The sequence below is a fragment of the Sphingobium sp. DN12 genome (assembly GCF_051058005.1).
Classification (GTDB): domain Bacteria; phylum Pseudomonadota; class Alphaproteobacteria; order Sphingomonadales; family Sphingomonadaceae; genus Sphingobium; species Sphingobium yanoikuyae.
The window spans coordinates 1740001-1766349 of the sequence record NZ_CP173717.1; the positions used below are offsets into that span (position 1 = coordinate 1740001).

Sequence of the window (26349 nt, forward strand, 5' to 3'; positions counted from 1 at the left end):
TCGATCACGGCCGCCGCACCGCAATCATTGGGGCGCGCGATACCATCAAGGATCAATATTTCCGCGAACAACTGATTTCCGAAGCAACGCCGGACCGCATAGGCCATCAGTGAGCGCTGCACGACCAGCAGCCCCAGACTGCCAAAGACGCCGAACAATATGCCTGAGCGCGGGAAGGTTCCCACCGCCTTCGATGCAAAAATTACAAGGAAGAACAGCAGCATGGTAGCGCCAAATGCCAATGTCGCGGCGCGACAGCTGATCGTCGCGCTGGTCAGACAGGACATGCTGTAAGCTTGGCTGTGAAAGGCGATGATCGCAAAGACGAGAATGCCTGCGGATAATGATCCGATCATGTCCGACGAGGATGCCGGCGAGAGACGCGCGCCTACACCAAAGCCAATCAGCAGCGCCAAGCAATCAGCTGATAGCAAGAGCAGGCACAGCCACAGGCGCGCATTGCGCCTGGCGATTAACGTCCCCGTTCCGCTCGCGCTGTGGAAACGCGCCGCCAAATCCGGATTTGCCATGGCCTGTCCTTTTCTCGTTGATTGTCGACCAATGGCACAGCAATGGCCGGCCGCTCCCAATCGCGTAACACGCAGAGGAGCGAAATTAATTCAGCCAACAAGAGCACGGACACCTCAAAAACATCAATCCGTGACAACACCTAATGAATATTAACCAATCAAATATTAAAATTAATACAGATGAATTGGCAATTTTGTTAACAGAGTAATTTCACCTATATTATTCACATGCCGATTTTGTTAAATCCGACAAACCAGATCATCGCCCCTTCATCAAAAAATGGGAGGTTCAGGGAAATATGAGCATTGCGCTCTGCGCCGGTGCGGCAATCATATTGATCGTTTGGGCGATCGGCCTTTATCACCTCTGGCAACGTCAAAATGCATCGCTCGTCGAAATCAAGCCAGCATGGCCAGATCGCCTTTTCGCAATTTTCTGGCTCCCGATCGCACTATTGGCGCTCATCGCGACAATCCCCTCTTTATGGCGACAAAAAGCACCACGGCGGCAGAAATATTGACGCTCATCCGTCCAGCCTCCGGCCTATTCCCGCCGCAAATGCAACTCTCAGGGCATCCGAAAGATTGCGTGTCTTGAGCTTTGCCATCAGGTTTGCGCGATGAATTTCGATCGTGCGCGGGCTGATGCCCAATTGAAGGGCGATGTGCTTGTTCGGTAGCCCCATCGTCAGGCCTGCCAGCACATCGCGCTCGCGCGGCGTCAACTTTTCCACCAGCGATTGCGCCTGCGCGACCCTTTGCCGGCGCGCACCATTATCATAAAGCACCGACCAGGCGTTCTCGACCGCCTGCAACAGGCTCTGTCGCTCGAACGGCTTCACCAGGAAATCCACGGCCCCCATCTTCATTGCCGCGACCGTCACGGCAATGTCGCCATGCCCCGTCAGCATGATGACCGGAAAATTGAGATCCGCTTCATTGAGCCGGCGCTGCACCTCCAGTCCATCCATGTCGGGCATGCGCAGGTCCAGGATGACACAGCCCGGCGGCTCGGTCGGCGCGGCGGCAAGAAAATGAGCGCCCCTCTGCCACGTGCGGACCGAATATCCTTCAAGCTCCAACAAGAATGCCGTTGCCGCTCTGACGGAATATTCGTCGTCCACGATGTGAATCGTCTTCATTTCCTCCACAAAGAATCCCCTTCTTACGCTTCAATGTGAAACAAAAGCAGCTGCCGGCAGGCGCGGGCTCAACCCAGATCCGCCCGCCATGGGCCTCCACAATTGTTCGACAAATGGACAATCCGACCCCAGTTCCCTCTTCCTTGGTCGTGACAAAGGCGTCGAACAGCCGCTCGCGGATTTCCGCGGCGATGCCCGAGCCAGTGTCAGTAATCATGACTTGGGTGGTAAGCTCATCGACGCGGGATGCGTGGATCGTCAGGATCCGCTCATCCATGTTGCGCATCGCATCAATGGCATTGCGACAAAGATTGCCGATCACCTGCTGGATCTGGACCGGATCGGCGAATACCGGCCCTGCGTCTGGCGCAACCCGAAGCACGACGCGGACTTGCGCACGGGCAGCCGCAGGACGGACCAGCGCAATGCTGCTGCGCACCATTTCGCCGATATCCTGCACCTCCAGTTGCGCTTCACCACTACTGGTGAAGTCGCGCAAATGGCGCATGATCGCTCCCGCCCGCACCGCTTCGCTCGACGCGAGATGGAAAATCTCATCCAGCTTCGCCCGGCTCCCGCCGTTGAGATTGTTGAGCAGAATGCTGCCCCCCTCCATATAGGCTGCAAGCGCTGTCAATGGCTGGGTCAACTCATGCGACAGCATCGACGCCATCGCACCCATTGCGCTATAGCGGGTGCCATCCAGCATTTCCGCCTGCAGGGTTTCCAGCCGAGCCTTCGTCGCCTCCTGCTCAGAAAGATCGCGGACGAAAGCGGTAAACCTTGTGCCGCCGTTCGCCTCCATCCGCACGAAGGTCATCTCGGTTGGAAAATTCGAGCCATTATGATGCCGGCCGATCAACTGCCGCTCGATCTTTTCCGAAACATCGACGATCCGGAATGGATATTCATCAGGCACTTCGTCTTCAGAAGGACAGACCAGCAGCAGGCTCTCGAAATTCTGGCCTTTGAGATCCACCAGATCATAGCCGAACATGCGGGAGGCCGCTTCGTTGATATATTCGATGCAGCCGTCGGCATCGAATACGAAGACGGCGTCCGGCGCGGTCTCCAATATCAGCCGCAACTCATGCTCCCGCTCCTGCAGCGCAAGCTCATGCGCGCGCTCCAGCGTGACGTCGCGGATCAGGTTGGCAAAACCCTGCAACGCTCCGTCATTGTCGTACAATGCCGTGACAACGCAATTTTGCAGATAGATCGTGCCATCGCTGCGGCAGCATTCATGATCGAATTCCCAGCTGCCATGCTGGCGGGCGAAGGCGAAGGCCTGCGCCATGCGCGCCTTGATCTCCGCGCGCCCTGGGTAGAGCAGCGCGACATGGCGATGCATCACCTCGCCGGTCAACCAGCCGGTAAAGCGCTCGGCGCCTCGATTCCAATGCAGGATGAACCCCGAAACATCGGTCATGTAGAGGGCATAATGCGCCGCACCGTCGGTCAGCAGCTTCATCTGCGTCATCAGCCGGCCGACATGGGCAGCCTGATATTCCGCCCTAGCGCGCCAGAATGTCGCGCGAAGCGCCACGACGTTGGCGGCAACCAGGGCCATAAGGAAGGCACCCGCCGCAAGCAGGCCGCCATGAAAGCCTTCAAGCAGATAAGTGACCGCCAAGGCGGCGATACCAGCCAGAAAGCCCGGGCCGGCGCCGCACAGCATCGTTGTGAACAATGCAACGAATGTGAATATCACATAAAATTCGCTGGAGAAGGACGGATATTCATCGGCCTGAAAAGCGGCGAGCGCGATCGCGACCATGGCCAACCCGATCAGATAGCGACTGCCCCCGCTCCACGAGACGTGGCGTCTGAGGCATCGCAGCCTGACCAGCGAAAAGCTGGCGCGGACTTGGCCCGCCTTGGAGATCGGCATGATGTTAAATCGTCTGACGGCTGCGAACATAACTCAAACCCCGCGCTTAACGCCCAGAATTATTTCATATGCTGCGACCGTCACCCTGAAAGGGATGGCAGAAACCGGCTCACGTCTTCAATCGGACGTCTGCCCCATGCTTACCCCTGACCGATTATTGATCCAGTTAGAGGATTACATAATTCTCTGCTGCAATGCGCAATTTTTAACATCGGTATTAGGGGAAGTATAGTAGGTAGTTTTACACATTTTGAGAAATTTCGTTCCGCAGCTGCAAAATGTCATTGCCGGAGGATTTCCCAAAATGTCCACTTCGGAAATTTAGCTGGTGGAGGACACGCGTTTGCCCCCTGCCCGTGCGAAATGGAACATGTCGACGACAATGGTCCGCCCGACCAGTCCGAGGACGATCATATAGACCGCTGCCCCAGCGATGACCGTCGACAACAGCATCGGAATCGGCGCTTGGCCGGCCAATGCGAACCGGAGGCCCCATAGAAAAATAGCCATGACCACCGATGCGACGACACTAGGCCGCAGCGCTTTCCAATAATCCCGCCATCCGAGCGGCAGCAGAACCACAACTGGCCAGACGGACAAGGGATAGAGGATATAGGCCCGCGCCGTGAACGCGGCAGCGACCGCTGCCATCCCATATTCGACGGCAAAGAAGAAGGTGACAATATTGACCAGCGCATAAATGCCCGCCAGCCAAGTCTGCCATTGCGGCTTCCCCATGGCGAGCATCAGCGACTGATTGTAAATGCCGATCGACTGGAGCGCCCCGAACAGGCTGAGGTAGCGCATCACATCCGCTGCCGCCGCCCAACGCGGACCGAACAACAGGAAAATAAACTCGTCCGATACGATCGCCAGGCCGACAAAGGCCGGGGTCGTTATAGACGAGGTCGCCGACACTATTTTGAGGAAGGCCTTTGCAAGGCGGGGCGGATCCCCCTTGAGTTGCGAGAAGACCGGAAGTGCCACACGGGACAGCGCGCGCGCCAGCATCAGATTGGCGGCCAGCAAAGCCCGCTTACCGACGGTATATACGCCTGTCGCAGCGCCGCCGAGCGCCAGGCCGATGACCATGATGTCAGCATTGGCGTTGAAGAAATTCGCAGCGCCCGTCACGCCGACATGACGGCCATAGAAAAGCACGTCCCTTGCCTTTTCCCGTGAAAAACGCAGTCGGGGCCGCATCGGGCAGGCGGCCCACAGGATTATCGTTCCGATGACGGCTACGGCCAGATTTTGTGCCACCAGCGCCATCACGCCATAATCGGCCACCGCCAGCGCTATTCCGACAATGCCACCGACCAGGGTCGAGATTGTCGAGCGCGTGGCCAATGGCCGCATCAGCAAGGCTCGCGTCAGCCAAGCCTGTGGCACGACGTTCAGCGCGCCAAGGAAGTTCGCGACACTCAGCCAGCGCAAAACCATGCCCAAGCCCTGATGGGCCGCGGTTCGCTCGACCCAGTCGGCTAGCAGGAAGGTCGCGATCAGCAGCAGTGCGCCGGCCGCAGCAGAAATCCAGAAGGCCGTGTCATCCAAGTCGGCATCGGCAGTGCCCTTGCTGACAAGCGATGCACTGATCCCCGACAATATAATCATCTGGAACCATTGCCCCACAAGCAGGGCCATGGCGACAATACCCAGCATCGTCGCATCGACATAGCGCGCAATCACGAGGAAGGTCAGGAACTGCAACAGTTGCACACCCCAACTTTCCAGGATGGACCAGGCCATGCCTGAACGGACTGCGCGCCCCAACCCCGGACCTGACATATCGCCCTCCCCCTAGCTACGTCGAAAATCGTCGGTCGCCCGGACATGCTTCACGAATGCCGCGGGGTTGCCCCGCCACACTTGTCGGGCGGGAATATCATCAAAGACCACTGATCCGGCTGCCACCACTGAGTGATCGCCGATCGACACGCCGGGCAAGATGATGGCGTTGCGGCCAATCCAGACGTTGCGACCAATGGTGATCGGACGGGGCCATACGGAACGCCCTTCATGGACGGGGTGGAAACTCGTGTCGAACATCGCGACATTGTCACCGATACGTGACCCGCCGCCGACATCGATCCGCGCAGCGCTGAAGATATGAACTCCCGTGTTCAACGAAACCTCGTCGCCAAGAATGATGGCCCCCTGCGGAACCGTAGCCAGGCGAATCCGGGTCGGTTCATTCCGCAGACGGACATTGTTGCCAATAACCAAGGATCCGGGGTTCCGGAGATAAGGCACGCCACCTCGCACGCGCAGGCCACGCCCCAATTGGCAGCCTTGCGCGCGGAGTCGCATCACCGTCAGCCGGGCGTAAAGATGATCCAGTTGTGCAGACAGAAATTGCAATGCCAAACCCGTTCTCCGACTGGCACTCACACGGCAAGCATGAGCACGAAAGCCTGAATAGCGCCATGACTCCGAGAGCGAGCCGGCGCCAAAAACCGAAGGCACCATGCAGATCCACTCATGAAAGCACGTCCGCCTCGGACAAAATGGCGCATGCACCGAGTGCTCGCGCCGCCCAACCTAACGACAACAAGTTCACACATAACAAAATCATGTTCCATTATGTATTTGCACCTAATTGATAGGTGTTACCCCTGATGTTGACTAATACCGCAGTTGCGTAAGAATTTCCGCAATCAGGATCCACGCAATATTATTGAGATCGGGATATCAAATGATCGTTTCTTCAATGGAGACGCAATTGCTTTCGCCGATCAACGCGCCTGGACGCAAAATAGCGATGATGAATGCATCGCCTTTCGCCGTCGACCGGAAGCTATTTACATGAACGAAATCGGTTATCAGCCCATCATAGCAGTGACCGGCGCGACTGGCTTCGTTGGCGGGGCGCTCGCACGTCAACTCCTGCAAATGGGCTACCGCGTCCGCTCGATGTGCCGCAGGCCCCTTACCGAAGCGGAGCGCGAGAGCGGCATAGAGTGGATCGAAGGCTCGCTGACAGACACTGATCGTTTCGACGCACTGCTTCGGGACGCACGCTATTGTTTCCACATTGCCGCGATGTTCCGTACCGAAGGACCGCGCAAGGCGTTCATGCAGGTCAATCGGGATGCTACTCGGGCCCTGCTCGAAGCGAGCCGACGGGCCGGAGTCGAGCGCTTCATCTATTGCTCGTCGATTGGCGTCCACGGGAATGTGGCCGACGCCCCCGCAGACGAAAATGCGCCATTCGACCCCCGCGATCCCTATCAGGAAAGCAAGTTGCGAGCCGAAGATCTCTGCCGTGACGAAATGGGCCGGCCGGGCATGAGCGTCGTCATCGTTCGCCCCTGCTCCACCTATGGGCCAGGCGACACCCGGATGCTAAAGCTGTTCCGCTTGGTCCAGCGCCGCCGTTTTCTGTTTGCGGGTCGGCAAACACCCAATTTCCATCCTGTCTACATTGATGACCTGGTCGCCGGCTACATATTGACGATGGTTCATCCCGATGCGCCATCGGGCACCTTCATCCTGGGCGATCGCGTCTTCCTGCCGCTGCGCGACTATGTGAGGGCCGTCGCGACCGCCTTGGATGTGCCACCGCCCAAGGCGACCATCCCCTACAGCCTCGCGCTAATGGCCGCACGCCTGTGCGAAGCACTTTATGCGCCGCTGGGATTGCAACCCCCTCTACCTCGTCGCCGGCTGACCATCTTCAGGCACAACCGCGCGTTCAGCATCGCACGCGCGCAGACCGTTCTGGGCTATCAGCCGCTGATCAATCTGGAGGAAGGCTTTCGTCGCACCATCACCTGGTATCGACAGCAGGGGATGCTCGCATGACCATGTCCATTGGAATTCTTGCCGCCCTAACGGGCGAGCCAGCGGCCGATCCTAGTCCGATCTTGGCGATCTCGGCGATGCAAGCTCCAGGCACCGGCAAAGGAAAATACCGCTGTGGTCAGCGCGAGAGGAGCCGCGATGCCGCAAACCGCCAGCATTGCCAGAGCCGATCCGGCCCCTGTGCCCCAACGAACGAACCGGCGTGTGGCACGAGTATAATCGTCGACGATCACGTTGACATCATCGAGCATTATCCATTCCCGTTGGCTCTTCGCCCGCGCCATGATCGGCCGCACCGCCCCGTCGGGCAGCGTCAGCGCACGGATCATGATCATATCTCCGATATCGACATCGATGCCCGCGGGCAGTTCGACGCAATATTTTCCATCAACCTGCCGGCGATAATGGATCATGCGCGTTTCCGCATCGCCCGACTGCCCAACGTCGGTCACGATGCCCCGCATCAACAACAATCCGACGCTGCCGAAATGAGTCAGCAACGCGGCATGTCGTTCACGTCCGGCGACGGCCCGCGCTGCATGTCGCGACGCGGGCGCGATAGCGACATCCACGCTCGCCTGCCTGTTCCCGATCGGTGCCATGTCCTACAATCTATTCCTTTGCGGCGCCCTGCTAGCACAGGCGGGCAGCGCTGACCATGAGCGCCCCTCAGCGCCCGAGACGGACGGTCCTTGCGATCCGATGTGCTGCCCTGCTCTTGACGGCATGCCCTTGGATGGCCTGCGCGGAGCCACCGTTGTCGGGAATCAACCTCGCGGGCGGAGAGTTCAACTCGGGCAGGAAGCCGGGTATTTTCGGGAAGGATTATATCTACCCCGATACCCGCACCGCGGCGCCCTTCGTCGCGATGGGCATGAAGATCGTCCGGGTTCCGATATTGTGGGAGCGGATCCAACCCGTCCCGCTCCAGCCCCTTTCGACCGCCGAGCAGGCCCGCCTTGACAAGGTCGTGGCGATCCTCGCCCCGTTCCGGATCATCATCCTCGACATCCATAATTATGGCGCAAACGGGGGGCAGCGACTGGATCAATCGCCAGATGGCAGCGCGAAACTTGCCGATCTGTGGCGCCGGCTGGCCGAGCATTATCGCGGGAACCGGCAGGTGGCCTTCGGTCTGATGAATGAACCGAACGGCATGGCTCCAGCACGCTGGCGATCGATGGTGGACGAAAGCGTCGTCGCCATCCGAAAGGCGGGTGCGCGCAACATGCTGTTCGTGCCGGGCTCCAACTGGACCGGCGCGCATAGCTGGATCGCTGGCGGCCGCGCCTCCAACGCTGCCGCCTTCCAGAACTTCCGCGATCCAGCCGGCAATTATGCGATCGAGATGCACCAATATCTGGACTCGGACAGTTCCGGGATGAAGGCGCAATGCGAAGCACCGCCGGTCATCCAACGCCGCATGGAAGCGGCGACAAAATGGCTTCGGGACAACCGCCACAAGGGCTTCCTTGGCGAGTTCGGCGCCCCAGCAAATGCCGCCTGCCTCGACAGCCTGGACGCCCTGCTCAAGCATCTCGATGCCAATGCCGATGTCTGGATGGGTTGGGCCTATTGGGCCGGCGGCCCATGGTGGGGCGCAAACTATCCCATGAGCCTGCAACCCGTACAAGGCAAAGCCCGGCCACAGGCAGCCATTGTTGCAAAATACAGCCAGACGGGAGCCGCAAGATGACCCGCCTGCATTATGCGCGCCTTCCCCTTGCCTGCTCGATCGTCTTGGGCTGCCCAGCCTTTGCGCAGGTCGAAGTGCCGCCTGACGGCCTGACCGTGGCACCCACGGTGCGCATGCTCTACGACGACAACGTCCTGCGGCAGAGCGATGAAGTCGTCTCCGGCGACAAGGACGATCTTCGCATCACCCCGGCGCTCGATGTCACCTTCAGGAAAAATCTGGGTGTCCATCAGGTCACGGTCGTGGGTTCGTTGGGCTATGACTTCCATCAGCGCTACAGCAATCTCGATCGGGAGCGCGTTACGCTCACCGCCAAGGGCGATGTAAAGGTCAGCGCGCTCTGCTATCTGCGTCCAAGCGCCCGCCTGAATTTCGCACAGGCCGATCTCGCCGACCAAGGCATGATCGTCGGCAACAGTGAACGCACCCAGGACTATGCGGTCACGGCCGAGTGCGACAAGCCCTATGGTTACTATCCCGTCATCAAACTCGGATATCTGCAAACGAACAATAGCGTCGATTCACGCCGGCCGTTCGACATCCGCACCCGCAGCGCGGGCATTGGTATCGCCTATAGCAAGGCAAGCCTTGGCGACATTCGACTGATGTTCAACGTCGAAGCTTTCCGCCGCCCCCACTGGTCAGACGAGACGTCCGAACTGCGCATGAGCCGCGGTGCCGACAATTATCGGGTTGGGATCGAGTTCAAACGCGCTGTCGCGCCGCGTCTCAGTTGGAGTGCCGGAATTGGCTATATTCATACCAAGGCGCGTGATGAACGGGTCGATGACTATTCGGGCCTGGGCTATCACGCAGGTGCCGTCTACCGGCCATCGCCGCGCACCTCCCTGACATTCGACGGCAGCCGCAGCACCAGCAACCAGAGCAACACCGGTGCGACCTATATCGTCCTGACCAATTTTTCGCTGCGCGGCAATGCGACCCTCAGTTCACGATCTTCGATCCAGGCTGGCGCGAGCTATGCCAGGCGCCAGTTCAAGGGCGAGCTGTTGATCGACACCGACATGATGCGCGGTACCGACGAAACGACCGCACTCAACGCCGGATATCGATTTGCACTGCGCAGCCGCCTGACGGCCGGCGTCGACGTTCGCCACGAATGGCGAGAAAGCGCAGTCGAGCGCTACCGATATAAATCGACATCGATGATGCTGTCCCTTGGCCTTACATTGTGAGGAGCATGGCCATGTTCTTACCCCGTGCGATGCGAAACCTGTGCAGTTCCCTTCTTCTGGCCACGCTCGCCAATCCCGTATTGGCCGGCGTCGACAACAAGGAAGCTGTCGCTGCCTATGTCCTGGGTGCCAATGACGAGATACGCGTCTCGATATTCGGCGCCTATCCGATCGAAGTCAAAACGCGGATCAAGGAAGATGGGCGCATCACCCTGCCGAGCATCGGCGAAGTGGTCGCGGAGGGATCCACGACCAACGCCCTTGCAAACAATATCCGCCGGCAATTGCAGACGGGCGGATATTTCGTCGATCCGATCGTCAATGTCGAAGTCGTGAGCTTCGTCAGTCGATCGGTTACGATGTTCGGCAACCTCCAGAACCCTGGGCTCTACCCCCTGGATCGACCTCAGACGATCGCGATGATGCTGGCGCGCACCGGCGGCGCCCGCGCGGACGCGGCGGACTATGCGATCCTGCAACGAACGGGAGAAGCGGATCGGCGGATTGCCCTCAGCGATCTCGACCCGCAAAGCGGGACCGGTCAGTTCCTGCGCGCAGGCGATTCCATCTTCGTGCCGAAGGCCGAGGAGGTATTCATCTACGGCCAGGTGAACAAGCCCGGCCGCGTCGCCTTCGAAACCGGCATGACCCTGCGCCAGATGCTGGCCCAGGCCGGCGGGCCGACTTTGGGCGGATCGGAAAAGAAGATCACGCTGCACCGCGGCACGGAGATCATCAAGAAGGCCAGCCTCGATATGCTGGTCAAGCCTGGTGACGTCTACACCGTCAACGAGCGGACCTTCTGAGATGCGATCCAGTATCCTGACAGGAGGCATTGCGTGAACATCTTCACCAGAATTGCCCGCTGGCTCCAACGAACGCCCGAGCCCGAGCGGCGCCGAGAAGTGCCTGGCCGGCGTTCCCGAGCAACGGGCAGCGTGCCTGAAAATGCGCAATCGGCCGGCGCTGCATCCGTCACGCCGTCTACCAATGCAGCCATGTCCGCTGACGCTGTCCGATCAGCGATACGCAAGGGGTTCAACGCGACCCAGCCAGTCACAGCCGCCCGCCATCTTCATGGCCGGCAGCAGGAGATGGATCTGCTGGTGGAGGGGGTGCTGGACCGCGGCAATCATGCGATGATCTTTGGCGGCCGTGGGACAGGCAAGACCTCGCTGGCGCGCGTCTTCGCCAATGTTGCCGACAATCGCGGCTATCTGGTCTTCTACATGGCCTGCGAGCCCGGGCAGGATTTCACCAGCCTGATCTCACCGTTCCTCGATGCCGCCCGCGGAAACCTGCCGCGCTCACCTGCGACAGATGCACCTATCGTCGTTGGACCGCGCGATGTCGTGGAAGCACTCGCCGAACATGGGCAGCGAAAATTCATCTTCATCCTCGACGAGTTCGACCGCATCACCGATCCGGCTGTTCTTGGCGAATTGTCGCGCACCATGAAGCTGCTCTCCGACGCGGCCCTGCCGGTTCATATTCTGGCGGTCGGCATCGCGTCCGGATTGAGCCAGCTCATCGAAGGCCATGAATCCCTGCGGCGGCACATGACCGCCGTTCCCATCGTGCGGATCGATACGGCCGCCGTGTTCGACCTAATCGACCGCGGCGCCGCCCAGGCCGGCCTCAACTTCAGCGATGCCGCGCGCGAGACAATTGCCCATGTCGCATGCGGCTCCCCCTATCATGTCCGCCTGTTCTGCGCGCTGGCCTGCCTGGAAACCCTCAGGCAGCGCAAGACGATCGTCGAAATGCCGGCAACGCTCGCGGGAATGATGCGCGCGGTCGACGACTGGACGATCACCAATCCGACAGATGCTGCGCTGTTCCATGAAGCCATCGATCTGGGCGCCGGCCATTGGCCAATGATTGAACAGGTCGTCCGCGCCGCGATCGTTCCTCCCGGCCTCGCGCCGGAACAGCAGGCGCCGCATATCGACCGCTACGCTCCGGTCCTGGATATCCTGCGCCGCGCCATGCACGCCCGGCCGGGCAGCACTGCCCTCATGTTCCGGGACAGCCTCGCCCCCCAGTTCCTGCTCGGCATGTTGTCTGCCAGCCGCCACGGCGACCACCTGACCCGGCGTGTCGTCAGCCTTGTAGAAGGGCAGCGCCAAAGCGCTGCATCGTAAGGGACCGATAGGATGTACATGTTCGACATAACGCGAGCCATCCTGCAGCGCTGGAGAATGGCAGCCGCCATCTTCTGCTGCGTCATGGCGCTGACGGTCCTTTGGATTGCGATCACGCCGCGCGAATATCGCGCGACCGCCACTTTGCTGTTCGACAACCGGGCACCGGACCCGACCGGCGGCAAATCGAACGAGGCGACCGGCGAATCCATGCTCGCGACGGAGTCCAGAATCCTGCAGAGCGAGGTGATCGCCCGCAAGGTGGCCGAGCGGCTTGGCCTGTTCAGGAATCCGGCCATGCGCGCCCGCTGGCAGGAGCAGACGAACGGCAACCAGAGTTTCGAAGGCTGGATCAGCCGCAGTGTCCAGTCCGGTTTGCAGGTTTCGCCGAGCGCCACCGGCAATACGATCGACGTCTCCTACCGCAGCCTGGATCCACAACGTTCGGCGTTGATGGCCAACAGCTTCGCCCAGGCCTTCAATGATGCGCGCCTGGGCATCAGCAACGAATTCGCCCAGCGCTTTGCTGCCTGGTACAAGAAACAAATCGCCGCGTCCGAACAGCGCATGGAAGAGGCGCAAGCACGGCTCGCCGATTTCCAGCGCGCTCATGGCATTGTCGCCACCGGCGCCATCGATGCGGAAAGCACGCGCCTGAGCGAATTGTCGTCGAAACTGTCGTCGGCCGAAGCCGTTGCTGCGGAGGCCCGGTCGCGCGCGGCGGGGGGCGCCAATATGCCTGACATTCAATCGAGCGGGGTGATCCAGGGGCTAAGGGCTCAGATCGCGGCCAAATCGGCGGAAATCAGCCAGATGGCTGCCGAACTCGGCCCCAATCATGCGACGATGCGCGCCGCCCAGCAGCAGTTGCGCCAGATGCAGGACAGTCTGGCCCAGGAAACCGGCAAGATGTCGGGCACGCTGGCGGCGGCCAGTTCGGCGGCATCGGCCAATCAGGGCACGATGCAGGCCCTGCTCGACCAGCATCGCGGGCGCATGCTGTCGCTCGCGGCCGATCGCGGAAAGCTCGCCGTGCTGGAAAGCAATGTGGAATCGGCGCGCAAGGAATATGAGGCGCAGACCGAACAATTCTCGCAGTTGCATGCCACCAGCACGGCCCCGTCGCTCAATATCGTGCGGCTCGACATTGCAGAACCGCCGATGATCCCCAACGCGCCCAATATTGGCGTGCGGTTCCTGATGATGACGATGGTGGCCCTCATGCTCGCGATTGGCTCGGTCATTCTCGCCGAATGGCTCAGCCCGCGCGTCCGCAGTCGCAACACCGTCACCTATCTTACCGGCGTGCCGTTGCTTGGTCAGGCAGACCTGCGCGTCAACGGCAAGCAACTCCGTATTGAAGGAGGCAATTGGTCATGAGGCTTCGCTCGACTGAACCGGTAGAGGATGTCTATCCCGGCCTGCCCCCGACTTACGATGGCGATCCGGGCGAGGAGACGGTGGCGGTCCACGCCAATGTCGATCCCGCAATCGCGGTGATCCACGCCCCCAGCGCAATGCTGGCGGAACAAGCGCGGGACATCCAGTCGACCCTGTCTGCAATGCGCCATCCCGACGGTCGCGCGCCCGGCTCCATCGCGGTCATCGCAATCGAGGCGAGCGAGCAGGCGGCAATATTGACCGCGAATATCGCGGTCTCGGCAGCCCTGAGCGGTCTGCGCACCTTGGTCGTCGACATGGAGCATTCCGGCTTCGTTCAACATCGCCTGCTTGGCATGAATGCACGAACCGGCTCGCCGGACGACATGGATCAGCCATTTCAGCTGGTCCAGCCGAGCAGCATCCGGTCGTTGTTCGTCATGGCCGCTCCCCAGCAGGATGGCTGCGCCATCGACGGCAGTCCGCTTGCGCCACTGTCGCAACGCCTGTCGTCGCTGACGGCCCATTTCGATCTGTGCCTGGTCGACGCCAGCCATATCGACGATCTCGCTCATGCGGCAGGCAGCGCCGATTGCGCGATCGTTGCGGTCCAGCGCGATCAGACATCCACCAGCGAACTCAAGGCCGTGATCAACAAGATGACCATGCTGAACACGGTGCTGATCGGCACCATCATGCTGATCTAGCCGTCAGCGATCGGTCGGCACCAAGGGGGTATGATATGAAAATCGCCCATATTTCCCGACAATATCATCCCGGACTCGGCGGGCTGGAAAGCTTCACCCGAAATCTGTGCCGCGAACAGGCTCGCGCCGGGCACCAGGTCAGGATGATCACCCTGGACCGCATCTTCGACGGCGACGACGCACCCTTGCCACGATCCGAAATCATCGACGATGTCGAGGTTGTCCGAATCCCCTACCGGGGAGGACGTCGCTATCCGCTCGCACCATCCGTGCTGCACCATCTGGACGATTGCGACATCGTCCATGTCCACGCCGTCGATTTCTTCGCCGACTATCTGGCACTGACCCGGCTGCTGCATCGCAAACCGCTGGTCCTGTCCACGCATGGCGGCTTCTTTCATACCGGCTATGCCCGTCGATTGAAGCAACTCTATTTTCACAGCATGACCCGCCTTTCGCTGGCTGGATATCGGGCGATCATTGCCTGCAGCGAAGCGGACTATGAGACGTTCGCCAAGGTCAATCGTCGCGCACTCACGCTGGTCGAAAATGGCGTGGACACGGTCAAGTTCGCCGGTCTTGCGCAATCGCCTTCCACCGAGCATCGCTTCATCTATTTCGGCCGGATCGCGCCGAACAAGCGGATCGACCTGTTGATCCGCTGGTTTGCGCATCTGCACCGGCTGGACCGCAAGGCTCGGCTGATCATCGCGGGAAAGCCGATGGGTGTCACCTTCGCCGATCTGCAACAGATCGTCGAACAGCTCGGTTTGGGCGATCTGGTGGAATTTCATGACAGCCCCAGCGACGAGGCGCTGCAGGCGCTGATTGCCCGTAGTACCATCTTCGCATCGCCCAGCGCCTATGAAGGTTTCGGTATTTCCCTGATCGAGGGGGTGTCCGCCGGGCTTTATCCAGTCGTCAGCGACATTCCGGCGCATCGCCGCTCCTGCGTCAAACTCGATACCGGCAGCCTGATCGATTTCGCCGATCCGCTGTCCGCTGCGCGCACCCTGCAGGACATTCGCAAGGCGCAGCAACGCTCGCCCTCCCCCACCACTGCCGCAGGTCTGCTCGCTTATGGTTGGCCGGGCGTGAGCGCCAGGATCTCGGCCATCTACGAACATATTCTGGGACGTCAGACCCGCCAGATCGGGCCGCTTCGCCTTGCCGTTCTTTCGGAGAGCGACGCGCTGAAAGCCGTTTCCGATCTGATCAGGGACCAGTCGCCGCGCGTGGTCGCATTCGGCAATGCCCATCTGATCAACCAGGCACGGCGGGTCGAGGGCGTCGCTGCCGCACTGAACGACGCGCTGGTCCTTAATGACGGCGTCGGCGTCGATATCGCAAGCCGCCTCCGCTACGGGGACTCCTTCCCGCACAATCTGAACGGCACGGACTTCATTCCCCAGTTGCTGAAGAGCTACCCGGACCGCCTCCGGCTATTTCTGGTAGGCGCAGCCCCCGGCATCGCGGAACGTGCAGCCGCCATTCTGGAAGAGCGTCATCCCCATATTCGCATAGTCGGCACCCTCCATGGCTTCTTCGACCCGCAAGAGGAGGAGCATCTGAGCCGCCATATTCGGGAAAGCGGCGCGGATCTGGTAATCGCAGCCATGGGGAACCCCCGCCAGGAATTGTGGGCGGCCAAATGGGCATCCCATATCGGCCGCCCCATATTGTGCGCGGGCGCCCTGCTCGATTTCACCGCCGGCCATGTCCCGCGCGCGCCTGGCTGGCTGCGCCGCATGCGCATGGAATGGATATTCCGGCTCATGAATGAACCGACCCGACTGGCAGACCGCTATTTGCGCGGCAATGTCACCTTCCTCATGAATGCCATCCGTGACGCCAGGGGTGGCTACTCGGACGGGCCGATCCCGCCGCCATCGCCCCACTCCCACACTGTCCGCAACGCCGATGCCGCCTGATCTCGTGCCGCCGAACCCAAGAGAGCTGCGTCGGATCGCGGTCATCATCCCTTACTTCCAGCGTGAGCGGGGTATCCTGCAGCAGGCCATCCGCTCGATCGTTGCACAAACGTTCACCGCGCCCACCGAGGTGGAACTCCTGATAATCGACGATAGTTCGCCCATTCCTGCGCTAGACGAACTGGCAGACATGGAATTGCCACCCTGGCTGAAGCTCCGGACCGTGCAGCAACCGAACGCCGGCCCCGCTGCTGCGCGCAATCGCGGCCTCGATCAGATCGGACCCGACATCGACTATGTCGCCTTCCTGGACTCCGATGACAGTTGGGCGCCAGACCATCTGCAACAGGGCGTCGGCGCGCTCGAACTTGGGAATGATTTCTATTTCTGCGATAGCGCCATGCCGCCGTCCAGCCTGTTTGCTTCGCTGACACTTTTTGCGCAGGGCGCCAATGAGGATGCGTTCGAACCCCTGCCTCTGGGCGGGCAAATCTATCGCCTGCAGCCCGACCGCGCGGGGCAATTCATGGTGCAGGAATATCTATGCCAGACATCCGCCGTGATCCTGCGCCGCAGGGCGGTGCGCGATCTCCGGTTCGAGGAACGGCTTCGCTATGCCGGCGAGGACTGGCTGATGTGGGTGCGGCTGGCGCACAGCGTTGAGGGGATCTGCTTCTCCAAGCTGGCCAAGGCCCAGCGTGGAGAAGGTATCAATCTCTATCGCGATGCGCATGAGCGGCTTGGTGCCAAAAATCTGCGCCGCCTCATGTCGATGGTGCTCGCCAATCGATTGATGAAGATCACGCCGGGCATCAGCGCTGCTGCCGCGCGCCTGACCGATCAGCGCATCGAAATCTTGCGCCTAGAGATGGCGGCGATCCTGCTTCACCCTTGTGTCTATCAGGGCCTGAAAAATGGTGAGCAGCGTCGCATCATCCTGGATGCCTATCGGCTCATGAACGTCTCGCTGCTGCCATTATGGCGCGACATCATCATTCGAAAAATGCGCTGGCACAGCCCCCGCCTGGACGAGGCCATGACATGAAACTCTTCTATTATCGCGCCAAGGAAGGGAATTTTGGCGACGACCTCAACGGCTGGCTGTGGGAGGAGCTTGCTCCCGGCCGTTGGTCCGACGAAGCCGATACGCTGTTCTGCGGCATCGGCACGATCATCGGCAATCATATGCCGCCCGCATCCCGGATCAGAATTTTCTCGAGCGGCCTGGGCTATAGGCCGGTGCCCGAGGATTTCTCGACCGATCGCTGGGATGTGGTGGCATTACGCGGCCCGCTCACGGCGCGCGTCGTCAACCGCCCAGATCGGGCGATTGCCGATGGCGCGTTGCTGCTTTCCACGCTGGACCGGCTCAAGCCTCTACCCGAAGCGGAGCGCGACCGGCCCATCTTCATTCCCCACTATGAGGCGATGGATGAGGGCGACTGGGCCGCCGCCTGCGCTACCGCCGGCGTAAAGCTGGTGGACCCGCGGCAATGCGCGCATCAGGTCATCGACGAAATCCGCCGGTCACGTCTGGTGATCGCCGATTCGATGCACGCAGCGATCATCGCCGATACGCTGCGCGTACCCTGGGTTCCGGTCTCCAGCTCGGGAAGGATCAACAGCTTCAAATGGCTCGACTGGTCGCTTTCCCTCAACTTGCCCTATGAGCCGCGAATATTGCCTACCGCAACGTTGGACACTGCCTATCGCGACGGAGTCCGGCGCTTGGTCGGTGAACATTATCGACTTGCGCATCCTGATGCAGAAGGCGCGCTTGCGCACCAAAGGCAGATGACCCGTCGTGAACAGCGCGGCTGGTGGATGTCCATGCGGCCAAAACTGAAACATCATCTGCTCGCCCTGCCCCGGCGTCTGCCACAACCACCCGCGGTCGCGCGGCGTATCGCCACGTGGAACCGGCGGCAACACGGCCGCATCGCCTCCGCACTTGAACAATTGAAGAGCGAGGCGGGATTTCTGAGCGACGATCGGATCTTTGCCAACCGTGTCGATCAGCTCAGCGTCGAATTCGACAAGCTGGTGCGTTCGGGCTGAACTATCCGCGCCATCTGCGCGCGATGGTGCCAGCGGCGGATCAGATGGCGTCCCAGCATGGGCCAGTTGCTCCAGTCCGTCATCATAGCCTCCAGCAATGCCATCGGCTTGCGTGCGCGAAGATGCGGATAGACGCGGTTCCAGCTATGCTGCTGCCTAATGGCGCTGGCGCGACGGGCCAACAACCGAGACAGAACACGATCATCCCGAACGCGGGGCAGATCCAGCATGGCAAGACTATGGGCGCGCATTGCATCCAGGTTCAGTAATGTCCGGGATTGCCCCGATCCCTGATCCGAAATGGAGCCCTGCCGCTGAGTGAACAGATAATGCGGCTCTGCACTCAGAATGAAACGACCGTCTGCCAGCAGGCAATCGATGATGAAGGCGAAATCTTCGCCGTGCCGCAACTGGGGCGGGTAGCGCAGGCAACGGGTCGTCAGGAAGCGGCGACGAAAGATCGGCTTGAGCTGGCCGAAATCGAACGGCGAGCGCCCTGTGATCGCGTTGCGGACGAATTCGGCCGGTCGGATATGCCGGATCGGCTCCGCTGTCCGCGACAATGCCGTGCCAACCACTGCTCCGGCGTGCCAATCATAGAAAAACAGATTGTCCGCGACCAGATCGGCGTCATGCCGATCGCCGAGCGCGGTCAGATGAACCAGCCTGCCCGGTGCGAAGGCATCATCGGCGTCCAGTATCGCGATCCATTCGCCCCGCGCGGCCCCAATCCCCAGATTCCGCGCGACCGAAGGCCCACCATTGGCCTCGCTTAGCACCAGTCGCACCCGTGGGTCCTGCTCCATCAACCGTTCGGCGATTGCCACGGTTTTGTCGCCGGACGCGTCATCGACGATGATCACCTCCACCGGAAGTTTCTGCGCAAGCGCAGATTGCACCGCGCGATCCAGGCTGTCCTCGGCGTTGAACGCCGCAATCACGACACTGACAAGGGGGAGCACAGGAGCAATCGCGGGATTTTGCATAGGTGTTATGCCTTACTCGAAAGCGATAATAAGCTTCGATATACCAATCGATGAAACCGCAACGAATTGAGGAATTTCACCTAGTGGAATTATCTGACACACCCAACGTTGCAATATACAGAAGAGGCTTCCTTCCTCTTTCTGAAACCTTCATATCAGACCACATACAGGGTCTTAATAGATATAATCCGATCATAATAACTGAAAATATACTGAACGGATACTCTATTAACGGCCACACTCCCCATCTGTTGCATCGTGCTCAGGCGGGTAAATATGAAAAAGTCTATAATCGGCTGACCGGCCGATATCGCCATGTCGGCGATGTCCTGTCGGCTCCCTCGACGCGATTGATCCATGCGCATTTCCTGCAGGATGGGGCGAACATCCTGTCCCTTGCCGCGCGACGGAACATCCCACTGGTGGTCACCGCCCATGGCTATGATGCAACGGTGACCGCGCGCGAACATGCGCGCCGCACCGAGGGACTTTGGTATCTGATGCTCAAGCCCTTCCTTCTGCGTTACGCCCATGGCATCATCTGCGTATCCCAGTGGATCAAGCAGTGCCTGCTCGACGCAGGTTATCCCGACCACAAGCTGCGCGTCATTCCGCTGGGTATCGACACGTCCAGCCTGCCGCCGCCACCCGCCGCCCATGGCCGCCGGGGCGCCCTCTTCGTCGGCCGTCTGGTCGAGAAGAAGGGGGTCAATTTCCTGCTCGACGCCTGGGCGAAACTGCCAGAACGCGTCCGAAGCGAACCGCTCACCATTATCGGCGACGGCCCCCTGATGCCCGCCCTGGTCGCCCAGGCCCACCGGCTTGGCATCCAGCCGCATTTCCTGGGCGCACGATCTCGCGCGGAGGTCTTCGCGGCCATGGCCCGTCACCGCATCTTCGCGATGCCGAGCGTGCGCGCGTCAAACGGCGATTCCGAGGGGCTTCCTATCGTGCTGATGGAAGCGCAGGCGATGGGCATGGCGGTAATCGCGTTTGACGATGGCCCGATGCGCGAAGCGATCAAACCCGGCATGACCGGGCTGCTCGCACGATCGCGCAACAGCCACGACTTTGCCGACCATTTGCAAACGCTTCTGGGCGCGCCGGACCTGTGCGGCGATTTTGGCCGAGCCGGCCGGTCCCATGTGACCGCCAAGTTCGACCTCCGCAACCGCGTAGCCGCCCTGGAAGATTATTATGACGAGATTCTTGCCAGCACGGAGGCCCGTTCATGATCGGACAATCCGCCGCAAAGCCACAGCCGGTTCACGCCGAAGGACACCGCGTCCTCATCATCTCGCGCCATGACTATCGGACCCGGCGCCGCGCGAGCGTGCATTTCGTGGCGCGCCATATGGCGCAACAGGGCCATCAGGTGACCTTCATGTCGATCGGCTACAGCTGGCTGTCGCGCCTGCGTGGTGACAGCCGGGCCGATCTGTTTGATCGCGCCAATGCCTGGGAACAGGTGGATGGGCTGCAAGCCTATCTGTGGCGCAGCGCATGGCATCCGGTGAAGTTGCCGGTCTCGGGCAAGGTGGAATCCTGGCTTTACAGCAAATGGGCCAGAAACCGCTGCACCGCACTGGACGAAGCGGCAGGCGCGGCGGACATCATCATCGTCGAATCCGGCATTGCGCCGGTATTGCTGAAGCGCATCCGAGCCGTCGCACCCTCGGCGCGGATCGTCTATCGGGCCACGGATCTTCTATCCACCGCCGGCGTGCCTGAATGCATTGAAGACATGCTTTGGCAATCGGAGGCCGATATCGACCTGATCGTGGTCGTCGCCCGCTCCATGCTCCCGCATTTCGAGGCCTTCAGCTGCCCCAAATTATTCATTCCGCATGGCGTCGACACTGCTTTGCTTAATCAGGCAACAGACAGTCCCTACGCGACCAAGCGCAACGCGGTCACGGTCGGATCGATGCTGTTCGATGCCGGGGCGATCCGCACCCTCGCGCTGGCACGCCCGGAATTCACCTTCCACACCATCGGATCGCCCAAGAGCGTCTTTCCGACCAATGTGATCCAGCATGACGAGATGCCTTTTGCGCAAACGCTCCCCTATCTCCAGCATGCCGATGTCGGGATCGCGGCCTATCAGCGCGCGGCTGCCGCCGCCTATCTCGCAGATTCCAGCCTCAAACTCCTGCAATATAAGGCAATCGGCCTGCCCGCCGTTTGCCCCGATTTCGCCGTTGGCGACCATGCGCTGCGCTTTGGCTACCGGCCTGATCATCCGCAGGAGATCGTCGAGGCTTTTGATCGGGCGCTGAACGCTGGCCGCAGCCCGGTGGCGAGCAAGGATTGGAGCGACGTGGCCGCCAGGCTCGTCGAGGCTTCTCTTGGCTGAGATTGCCCTTTCTCCGCCGGCTCGCGCGCGGCACGACGCGGTGCATCGACGCAGCCTGATCCATGACAGGCTCATCAACTATGTCGCCGCCGGACTGCTTGTCGCCACGGTACTCTTCAATCCGGCCTTGGCCTGGGTCAACGCGCATCTGTTCCCGATGACAGCCGGAATCGTGTCCGCCGCGCAGGCGGGCATAGTTCTGACCGCCCTGCTCGTTGGGATCACACAACCGGTCCAATATAGTTTCCGGTGGCTGGCGCTGACCTGGATCATGGTCCTTTCTGCGCTGCTGACGAGCGCGATCAAGGGATATTTCGAACCCAAGATCCTGGGCGATATATTGTTGATCCCCGCCTTCATCCTGCTTGGAACCCGCATTGAAGGCGCGTTGCTGCGTCAGACAATGTTGTCGTTGCAATTGCTGATCATGTTGGTCGGCCTGTGGGAACTGGCGAGCCCTGGCGGCTTTGGTTCGACCTTTCGCGTGATCGACTATTATGTGCAGACCCGTGGCTATGACGCAGATGCCTTCTGGGCTGGCGGCGACCTTTTCCTCAGTTCGGAACGTCCCGGCGGCCGCATGCTGCTCGACGGCCTTGGCCTGCATCGCGGATCATCGCTGTTTCTGGAGCCGGTATCGCTCGGCAACTGGGCGATCGTCGGCACCATCTTCACGGCAGCCATGTGGCGGTCTCTGTCGAACGGTGCGCGACTATTCATGCTGGTTTCGACGGCGGTGCTGCTGGTCACGTGCGATGGCAGGTTTGCGCTCAGCGTGATCCTGCTCTTCTGCCTCTATCTGCCGTTCAGCGCCTATGTTCCGGATCAATGGAGCGTCGCCTATCTGCCGTTGCTGCTTGTCGCATTGGTCGGGGGCGAAGCGCTGGGAATTTTGGCGGAGCATCAAGACAATCTTCCCGGACGGCTCAGCGTCGGGCTCGATGCGCTGCGATCGATGGACCTTGACCAGTTGTTGGGCATCCGCGCGGATCGGGTCCGGTTCGATGACGCCGGCTGGGCCGATTTCGTCCAGGCCCAATCCGTGGTGATCGCGATCGGACTCTGGTTGGCACTCGCCTGCAGCAGCTTCGGGCGCGATCCCGGCAACCGGATGGCAAAGCATGGCATTATGCTCTTCCTCGCACTCTGCCTGCCCATCAGCAATTCACTGCTGTCAATCAAGACAGCCGCTCTGATGTGGGTCGTCTACGGCTTCTGTTATGCCCGCGGACGCCTGACGCGCATGGAAGGAAACGCCGCATGAGCCCTGGCCGTCATATACCGGCACTCGACGGCGTTAGAGGCTTTGCTGCCCTGCTCGTCGTATTCTGCCACTTCCGCACGTTCGGCTATCCGGAACTTCTGCATCCGCGCGCCGGCGATTATGGCGTCCTGCTGTTCTTCACGCTCAGCGGCTTTCTCATGGGCCATCTCTACCTCCCCAGAACGCCCGACCGAGATGCGTTGGCATCCTACGCTGCGGCGCGCATAGCCCGCATCGTGCCGCTCTACGCCTGTGTCTCGCTGCTATCCTTCCTGATCTATCGCTTCGTCTACGCCGATTTCATCTATCCGATCGGACTGATCGAACTGGTCCGGCAGGGAACATTCACCAGTACCGTATCGGTCTTCTGGTCGATCGGGCCGGAGTTCCAATTCTACTTTCTCTTCCCGGCGATCTGGGCGGCAACCTATGCGAACCAACCGCTACGCGGCTGGCTATATGTGCTGATCGGGCTGATCGTGGCAGGCTGCTATGCAGCGAGCCCTTGGCTGCCGGGCATCTTTGCCCTGGCTAAGATGCACATCTTCATGACCGGCATTCTCTGCGCAGTACTGGTTCGACAGATCCCGGAAGACCGCATGACGCGATTATTCCCGCCGCTGCTGCTGTTCACCGCGGCCTTTATCTGGGTCCTCATCGCACCCCCTGCTTCAGTCAGCGCATGGGTATTCCCGCCCGTGACCAACGATCCGAAACACATCATCTACTATGCAGACCCTTTGAAGATCGGCGCCTGCGCCTTGGTCATTCTGGGCACAGCAATCCGTCATCCGTTCAACGACATGCTATGGGGCAATCCGTTGATGCGCCGACTGGGTGCATATAGCTTCTCGCTCTATCTGCTCCACATGCCGATCCTTCAGTCGGTTCGCCTCGCCGGACCTGCATGGGGCATCAGCATGCCCATGCAGATTCTGTCCGCGACGATCTTGTCGCTGGCGGTCGCGGGCTTGTCTCATGAACTGTTCGAACGGCCAGTAGGCAACTGGGTCAGGCGTAAACTGACCGCCTTTCTGCGTAAAAGTGATCCAAGACACCCGCTCCAGCGCGCGCTGGAAGGATAACCATCGTGATCAATTTTGTGGGAAAAGTAAAAATCAAAATATGATTTCCTAAAACATTGATTGATTAGGTGTTCGAACGGATTTCAATTATGCAACAATCCACCACTCTCATTATCACAATCCTTACAGGAATAGATTATGAGACATCGAAAACGTTCTGCCACATTGCGAAAGCAAAAAGCGCAAGGCTTGATCGATGCCAAGCATTAAGCTTCAGCCCAAATTCGTGGAAAAGATCTGGGGTAGGGATGTAGTCCCTAATCACCCAATCGACAAACTGGGCAAACGAATTGGCGAATTGTGGTTTGATCACCCAAAGGGTACGACACCACCTCTCCTGGTGAAGTATATCTACACCAGCGAAAAACTGTCCATCCGGCTTCACGCCAGCGCAGGTTGCGCAGGAAAAGAAGAATGCTGGTATATTCTCGATGCCGAGCCAGCGTCTGTTGTCGGAATTGGAACGATCCTTCCGCTTGATCGTCAATCCCTGCACGACGCGGCCGCGAGCGGGGGGCTGGAGCGACTTATTGACTGGCGCCCCGCACGGCCGGGTGATTTCTATTTCGTGCCCGCCGGAACCATTCATGCGATCGGCGCGGGCATATCTCTGGTCGAAGTACAACAGAAGATCGATTTGACTTACCGCCTGGATGGTTACGACCGCTCCCGGCTAACTCAAGTGGAGTCGGACATTCCTGCATGGCAAGCAGATCCTCGTCCTGCCACGGCTCTGCATCGACCACTTGGCTACAGCGGCATCCTTTTGGATAATGGCTCGTTCGGCCTGCGGCTGGCACATATGCAGGGTGGAGATGCGCTGCATGTCACCAATAGCGGCCTGGCATGGTTTATTCCGCTACGCGGCCGTGGCGATATCGATGGCGTCACCTGGCGTGCCGGCGAATGCTGGTTGCTGACCCAGCCGACACCATTGATCCGAGCGGCCAGCGATGCCGACTATCTGTTTGCGACGGTGTGACCCCTCTCCAACTTCGGCTTGATCACCCTGACAATGCAACGGATGTCGTGCCCATGCCGTTCAGCTCCTCCTTTGGCCAACTCGGCATTTTGCGTGCAGCCTTGGAGGCGAGAAAGCTCCCGCCAACCCAGATATAGGTACCCAACTTTTGGCCAGTCCGCCGGTCGTCGCACAGCCGCCACAAGAGCTGGCGCAATCGGGGCCACGCGATGGATGGATCATCCGGTGTAAAGATGGCCAGCGACAGATCATCGCCAAAAAGGTCTGCAATCGGAAGTGGTGCAGCAACCCCGGATAGTTTCAGTCCATATATGCTGTCAGCGCAAGCGATGGTGATGCGCAAGCTGTGCTCGATATTCTGCTCCATTGCCCGCTGATGCAAATCCGCCAAGCCTGCGCTGTCGAGCCGAGAGGCTGCGGCGCAGAAATCCAGAAGATAGGCCGCTGCGTGGCAATGCTGGGTCAGAGACTTCACGAAGCTCAGGCTTGCCAGCAGGATCTCGTGGATTGGCGATATGCAGGGAACCTTCAGCTGCCCCAGTTCCTGATCCGCCGGCTCACGCAGAAATGCGCCCACGTCCATGGGGTGCGGACAACCCGGCTGCTGGAGCCGGTGATGAACGTCGACCGTTGCCTGGTTCGGCGAACGCGAGAAGAAATGCTGCTCTCCCAGAAACGCACGCCACCAGATACGATCACATTCCACGGGCAGGAAATAACCCGCCCCTTGGAGCAGCGCAGTGCAGCGACGCAGATCACTGCGATCGATCAGGATATCGACATCCGATGACGGACGATGAAAATATCCGCCATAAATTCTTCCCTGAGCAAGCGGCCCTTTGAAAACTATAAATCGCAGATCATCTTGGATTAGAGTTTTAGATATATTGGTTATTGTAGAGATGTTCACGCCGTTCATCGCGAGCGTCAACTTCCTGAATCTACCCTCCTCGCGCGAGAAGGCGTCCGGAATATCCTGCCCAGCGGCGCGGAGCCCGGCACCAAGATGCAGCAGAAGTTTACAAGATTTCCCAACCGCTATGATGTCCGCCCAATCGTCGGCGTCGATCGCCGGAGAGGAAGCGCTAACGATCATCTGTGAAACGGACAGGGCCACATGGCATCTTACGATGTCCACGATTTTCCGTGCCTTGCGGGAGGGATCTAACGACACATCAATCACGCCTCGAATGTTAT

24 protein-coding genes (1 of these 24 only partly in view) are annotated in these 26349 nt (G+C 60.0%); 16 read left to right on the forward strand and 8 right to left on the reverse strand.

The window, feature by feature from the left end; translation table 11 throughout:
- Positions 1 to 530, reverse strand: the 5' portion of a protein-coding gene (locus ACI6S0_RS08280) for a sugar transferase (RefSeq protein WP_434405481.1). Its footprint begins 856 nt before the window's first position; the window shows 530 of its 1386 coding nt (coding positions 1-530); it begins with the start codon at positions 528 to 530; its stop codon lies beyond the left edge, outside the window.
- A 299-nt stretch (positions 531 to 829) separates the two neighbouring features.
- Here ACI6S0_RS08280 and ACI6S0_RS08285 point away from each other — a divergent pair, with 299 nt between their 5' ends.
- Positions 830 to 1051 (forward strand): hypothetical protein, encoded by a 222-nt coding sequence (locus ACI6S0_RS08285; RefSeq protein WP_434405482.1) that lies wholly within the window; start codon positions 830 to 832, stop codon positions 1049 to 1051.
- Between the two features lie 3 nt (positions 1052 to 1054).
- Here the strand turns inward: ACI6S0_RS08285 and ACI6S0_RS08290 are convergent, their stop codons facing one another.
- From ACI6S0_RS08290 to ACI6S0_RS08305, 4 genes are all read right to left on the reverse strand, one after another.
- A complete protein-coding gene (locus tag ACI6S0_RS08290; RefSeq protein ID WP_072894451.1) occupies positions 1055 to 1672 on the reverse strand; it encodes a response regulator transcription factor in 618 nt (205 codons plus the stop codon).
- Positions 1602 to 3593, reverse strand: coding sequence for a PAS domain S-box protein (locus tag ACI6S0_RS08295; protein ID WP_434405483.1), 1992 nt, complete (start codon positions 3591 to 3593; stop codon positions 1602 to 1604). Before ACI6S0_RS08295 ends, ACI6S0_RS08290 begins: the two co-directional genes overlap by 71 nt.
- Positions 3594 to 3884: 291 nt before the next feature.
- The gene (locus tag ACI6S0_RS08300; protein ID WP_434405484.1) at positions 3885 to 5312 is read right to left on the reverse strand and encodes a lipopolysaccharide biosynthesis protein; all 1428 of its coding nucleotides are present in this window, start codon (positions 5310 to 5312) and stop codon (positions 3885 to 3887) included.
- 51 nt (positions 5313 to 5363) lie between these two features.
- Positions 5364 to 5930 carry an acyltransferase gene (locus ACI6S0_RS08305; protein ID WP_434405485.1) on the reverse strand — a complete coding sequence of 189 codons (567 nt, stop codon included), beginning with the start codon at positions 5928 to 5930 and terminating at the stop codon, positions 5364 to 5366.
- Positions 5931 to 6200: 270 nt separating this feature from the next.
- Here ACI6S0_RS08305 and ACI6S0_RS08310 point away from each other — a divergent pair, with 270 nt between their 5' ends.
- A complete protein-coding gene (locus tag ACI6S0_RS08310) occupies positions 6201 to 7367 on the forward strand; it encodes an NAD-dependent epimerase/dehydratase family protein (protein ID WP_434405486.1) in 1167 nt (388 codons plus the stop codon).
- A 26-nt stretch (positions 7368 to 7393) separates the two neighbouring features.
- On the opposite strand, the gene ACI6S0_RS08315 is transcribed toward ACI6S0_RS08310, so the two are convergent.
- Complete coding sequence (locus tag ACI6S0_RS08315; RefSeq protein ID WP_434405487.1) at positions 7394 to 7969, reverse strand: hypothetical protein; 576 nt, start codon at positions 7967 to 7969, stop codon at positions 7394 to 7396.
- A gap of 155 nt (positions 7970 to 8124) precedes the next feature.
- Here ACI6S0_RS08315 and ACI6S0_RS08320 point away from each other — a divergent pair, with 155 nt between their 5' ends.
- The 9 genes from ACI6S0_RS08320 (at position 8125) to ACI6S0_RS08360 (ending at position 18479) form a co-directional block, all read left to right on the forward strand.
- Positions 8125 to 9063 (forward strand): glycoside hydrolase family 5 protein, encoded by a 939-nt coding sequence (locus ACI6S0_RS08320; protein ID WP_270093285.1) that lies wholly within the window; start codon positions 8125 to 8127, stop codon positions 9061 to 9063.
- Positions 8958 to 10259, forward strand: a complete 1302-nt coding sequence (locus ACI6S0_RS08325; protein ID WP_434405488.1) for an outer membrane beta-barrel protein — start codon at positions 8958 to 8960, stop codon at positions 10257 to 10259. Before ACI6S0_RS08320 ends, ACI6S0_RS08325 begins: the two co-directional genes overlap by 106 nt.
- 11 nt (positions 10260 to 10270) lie before the next feature.
- Positions 10271 to 11065, forward strand: a complete 795-nt coding sequence (locus ACI6S0_RS08330; protein WP_257211622.1) for a polysaccharide biosynthesis/export family protein — start codon at positions 10271 to 10273, stop codon at positions 11063 to 11065.
- Positions 11066 to 11257: 192 nt separating this feature from the next.
- On the forward strand, positions 11258 to 12403 hold the full coding sequence (locus tag ACI6S0_RS08335; RefSeq protein ID WP_434405489.1) for an AAA family ATPase: 1146 nt from the start codon (positions 11258 to 11260) through the stop codon (positions 12401 to 12403).
- An 18-nt stretch (positions 12404 to 12421) separates the two neighbouring features.
- Entirely contained in the window at positions 12422 to 13783 is a 1362-nt protein-coding gene (locus tag ACI6S0_RS08340; protein WP_004207147.1) for a hypothetical protein, read from the forward strand.
- Positions 13780 to 14490 (forward strand): hypothetical protein, encoded by a 711-nt coding sequence (locus ACI6S0_RS08345; protein WP_434405490.1) that lies wholly within the window; start codon positions 13780 to 13782, stop codon positions 14488 to 14490. Before ACI6S0_RS08340 ends, ACI6S0_RS08345 begins: the two co-directional genes overlap by 4 nt.
- Before the next feature lie 35 nt (positions 14491 to 14525).
- Positions 14526 to 16421 carry a WecB/TagA/CpsF family glycosyltransferase gene (locus ACI6S0_RS08350; protein ID WP_434405491.1) on the forward strand — a complete coding sequence of 632 codons (1896 nt, stop codon included), beginning with the start codon at positions 14526 to 14528 and terminating at the stop codon, positions 16419 to 16421.
- Entirely contained in the window at positions 16327 to 17466 is a 1140-nt protein-coding gene (locus ACI6S0_RS08355) for a glycosyltransferase family A protein (RefSeq protein WP_434405492.1), read from the forward strand. Before ACI6S0_RS08350 ends, ACI6S0_RS08355 begins: the two co-directional genes overlap by 95 nt.
- The gene (locus tag ACI6S0_RS08360) at positions 17463 to 18479 is read left to right on the forward strand and encodes a polysaccharide pyruvyl transferase family protein (RefSeq protein WP_434405493.1); all 1017 of its coding nucleotides are present in this window, start codon (positions 17463 to 17465) and stop codon (positions 18477 to 18479) included. Before ACI6S0_RS08355 ends, ACI6S0_RS08360 begins: the two co-directional genes overlap by 4 nt.
- On the opposite strand, the gene ACI6S0_RS08365 is transcribed toward ACI6S0_RS08360, so the two are convergent.
- Positions 18437 to 19465 carry a glycosyltransferase family 2 protein gene (locus tag ACI6S0_RS08365; protein WP_004207152.1) on the reverse strand — a complete coding sequence of 343 codons (1029 nt, stop codon included), beginning with the start codon at positions 19463 to 19465 and terminating at the stop codon, positions 18437 to 18439. The two genes, ACI6S0_RS08360 and ACI6S0_RS08365, sit on opposite strands and share 43 nt — an antisense overlap.
- 83 nt (positions 19466 to 19548) lie before the next feature.
- On the opposite strand from ACI6S0_RS08365, the gene ACI6S0_RS08370 reads away from it, so the two are divergent.
- The 5 genes from ACI6S0_RS08370 to ACI6S0_RS08390 all read left to right on the forward strand — a co-directional run bounded on the left by ACI6S0_RS08370 (position 19549) and on the right by ACI6S0_RS08390 (position 25152).
- Positions 19549 to 20700, forward strand: a complete 1152-nt coding sequence (locus tag ACI6S0_RS08370) for a glycosyltransferase (protein ID WP_434405494.1) — start codon at positions 19549 to 19551, stop codon at positions 20698 to 20700.
- On the forward strand, positions 20697 to 21821 hold the full coding sequence (locus tag ACI6S0_RS08375; protein ID WP_434405495.1) for a GumK N-terminal domain-containing glycosyltransferase: 1125 nt from the start codon (positions 20697 to 20699) through the stop codon (positions 21819 to 21821). Before ACI6S0_RS08370 ends, ACI6S0_RS08375 begins: the two co-directional genes overlap by 4 nt.
- Positions 21822 to 22164: 343 nt before the next feature.
- Positions 22165 to 23085 carry a polysaccharide biosynthesis protein GumE gene (locus tag ACI6S0_RS08380; RefSeq protein ID WP_434405496.1) on the forward strand — a complete coding sequence of 307 codons (921 nt, stop codon included), beginning with the start codon at positions 22165 to 22167 and terminating at the stop codon, positions 23083 to 23085.
- Complete coding sequence (locus tag ACI6S0_RS08385; protein ID WP_434405497.1) at positions 23082 to 24170, forward strand: acyltransferase family protein; 1089 nt, start codon at positions 23082 to 23084, stop codon at positions 24168 to 24170. Before ACI6S0_RS08380 ends, ACI6S0_RS08385 begins: the two co-directional genes overlap by 4 nt.
- A 196-nt stretch (positions 24171 to 24366) precedes the next feature.
- Entirely contained in the window at positions 24367 to 25152 is a 786-nt protein-coding gene (locus ACI6S0_RS08390) for a class I mannose-6-phosphate isomerase (protein WP_434405498.1), read from the forward strand.
- A gap of 22 nt (positions 25153 to 25174) precedes the next feature.
- Here ACI6S0_RS08390 and ACI6S0_RS08395 read toward each other — a convergent pair whose 3' ends face one another.
- On the reverse strand, positions 25175 to 26335 hold the full coding sequence (locus ACI6S0_RS08395; protein ID WP_434405499.1) for a nucleotidyltransferase family protein: 1161 nt from the start codon (positions 26333 to 26335) through the stop codon (positions 25175 to 25177).
- Between the last annotated feature and the right edge of the window lie 14 nt (positions 26336 to 26349).

What these genes read in the sequence shown, in the direction of transcription:
- ACI6S0_RS08285 (WP_434405482.1), top strand. Translation starts at nt 830, where the DNA reads ATGAGCATTGCGCTCTGCGCCGGTGCGGCAATCATATTGATCGTTTGG.
- ACI6S0_RS08290 (WP_072894451.1), bottom strand. Translation starts at nt 1,672, where the DNA reads ATGAAGACGATTCACATCGTGGACGACGAATATTCCGTCAGAGCGGCA.
- ACI6S0_RS08295 (WP_434405483.1), bottom strand. Translation starts at nt 3,593, where the DNA reads ATGTTCGCAGCCGTCAGACGATTTAACATCATGCCGATCTCCAAGGCG.
- ACI6S0_RS08300 (WP_434405484.1), bottom strand. Translation starts at nt 5,312, where the DNA reads ATGGCCTGGTCCATCCTGGAAAGTTGGGGTGTGCAACTGTTGCAGTTC.
- ACI6S0_RS08315 (WP_434405487.1), bottom strand. Translation starts at nt 7,969, where the DNA reads ATGGCACCGATCGGGAACAGGCAGGCGAGCGTGGATGTCGCTATCGCG.
- ACI6S0_RS08325 (WP_434405488.1), top strand. Translation starts at nt 8,958, where the DNA reads ATGGTGGGGCGCAAACTATCCCATGAGCCTGCAACCCGTACAAGGCAA.
- ACI6S0_RS08330 (WP_257211622.1), top strand. Translation starts at nt 10,271, where the DNA reads ATGTTCTTACCCCGTGCGATGCGAAACCTGTGCAGTTCCCTTCTTCTG.
- ACI6S0_RS08335 (WP_434405489.1), top strand. Translation starts at nt 11,258, where the DNA reads ATGTCCGCTGACGCTGTCCGATCAGCGATACGCAAGGGGTTCAACGCG.
- ACI6S0_RS08340 (WP_004207147.1), top strand. Translation starts at nt 12,422, where the DNA reads ATGTTCGACATAACGCGAGCCATCCTGCAGCGCTGGAGAATGGCAGCC.
- ACI6S0_RS08345 (WP_434405490.1), top strand. Translation starts at nt 13,780, where the DNA reads ATGAGGCTTCGCTCGACTGAACCGGTAGAGGATGTCTATCCCGGCCTG.
- ACI6S0_RS08350 (WP_434405491.1), top strand. Translation starts at nt 14,526, where the DNA reads ATGAAAATCGCCCATATTTCCCGACAATATCATCCCGGACTCGGCGGG.
- ACI6S0_RS08355 (WP_434405492.1), top strand. Translation starts at nt 16,327, where the DNA reads ATGCCATCCGTGACGCCAGGGGTGGCTACTCGGACGGGCCGATCCCGC.
- ACI6S0_RS08360 (WP_434405493.1), top strand. Translation starts at nt 17,463, where the DNA reads ATGAAACTCTTCTATTATCGCGCCAAGGAAGGGAATTTTGGCGACGAC.
- ACI6S0_RS08365 (WP_004207152.1), bottom strand. Translation starts at nt 19,465, where the DNA reads ATGCAAAATCCCGCGATTGCTCCTGTGCTCCCCCTTGTCAGTGTCGTG.
- ACI6S0_RS08375 (WP_434405495.1), top strand. Translation starts at nt 20,697, where the DNA reads ATGATCGGACAATCCGCCGCAAAGCCACAGCCGGTTCACGCCGAAGGA.
- ACI6S0_RS08385 (WP_434405497.1), top strand. Translation starts at nt 23,082, where the DNA reads ATGAGCCCTGGCCGTCATATACCGGCACTCGACGGCGTTAGAGGCTTT.
- ACI6S0_RS08390 (WP_434405498.1), top strand. Translation starts at nt 24,367, where the DNA reads ATGCCAAGCATTAAGCTTCAGCCCAAATTCGTGGAAAAGATCTGGGGT.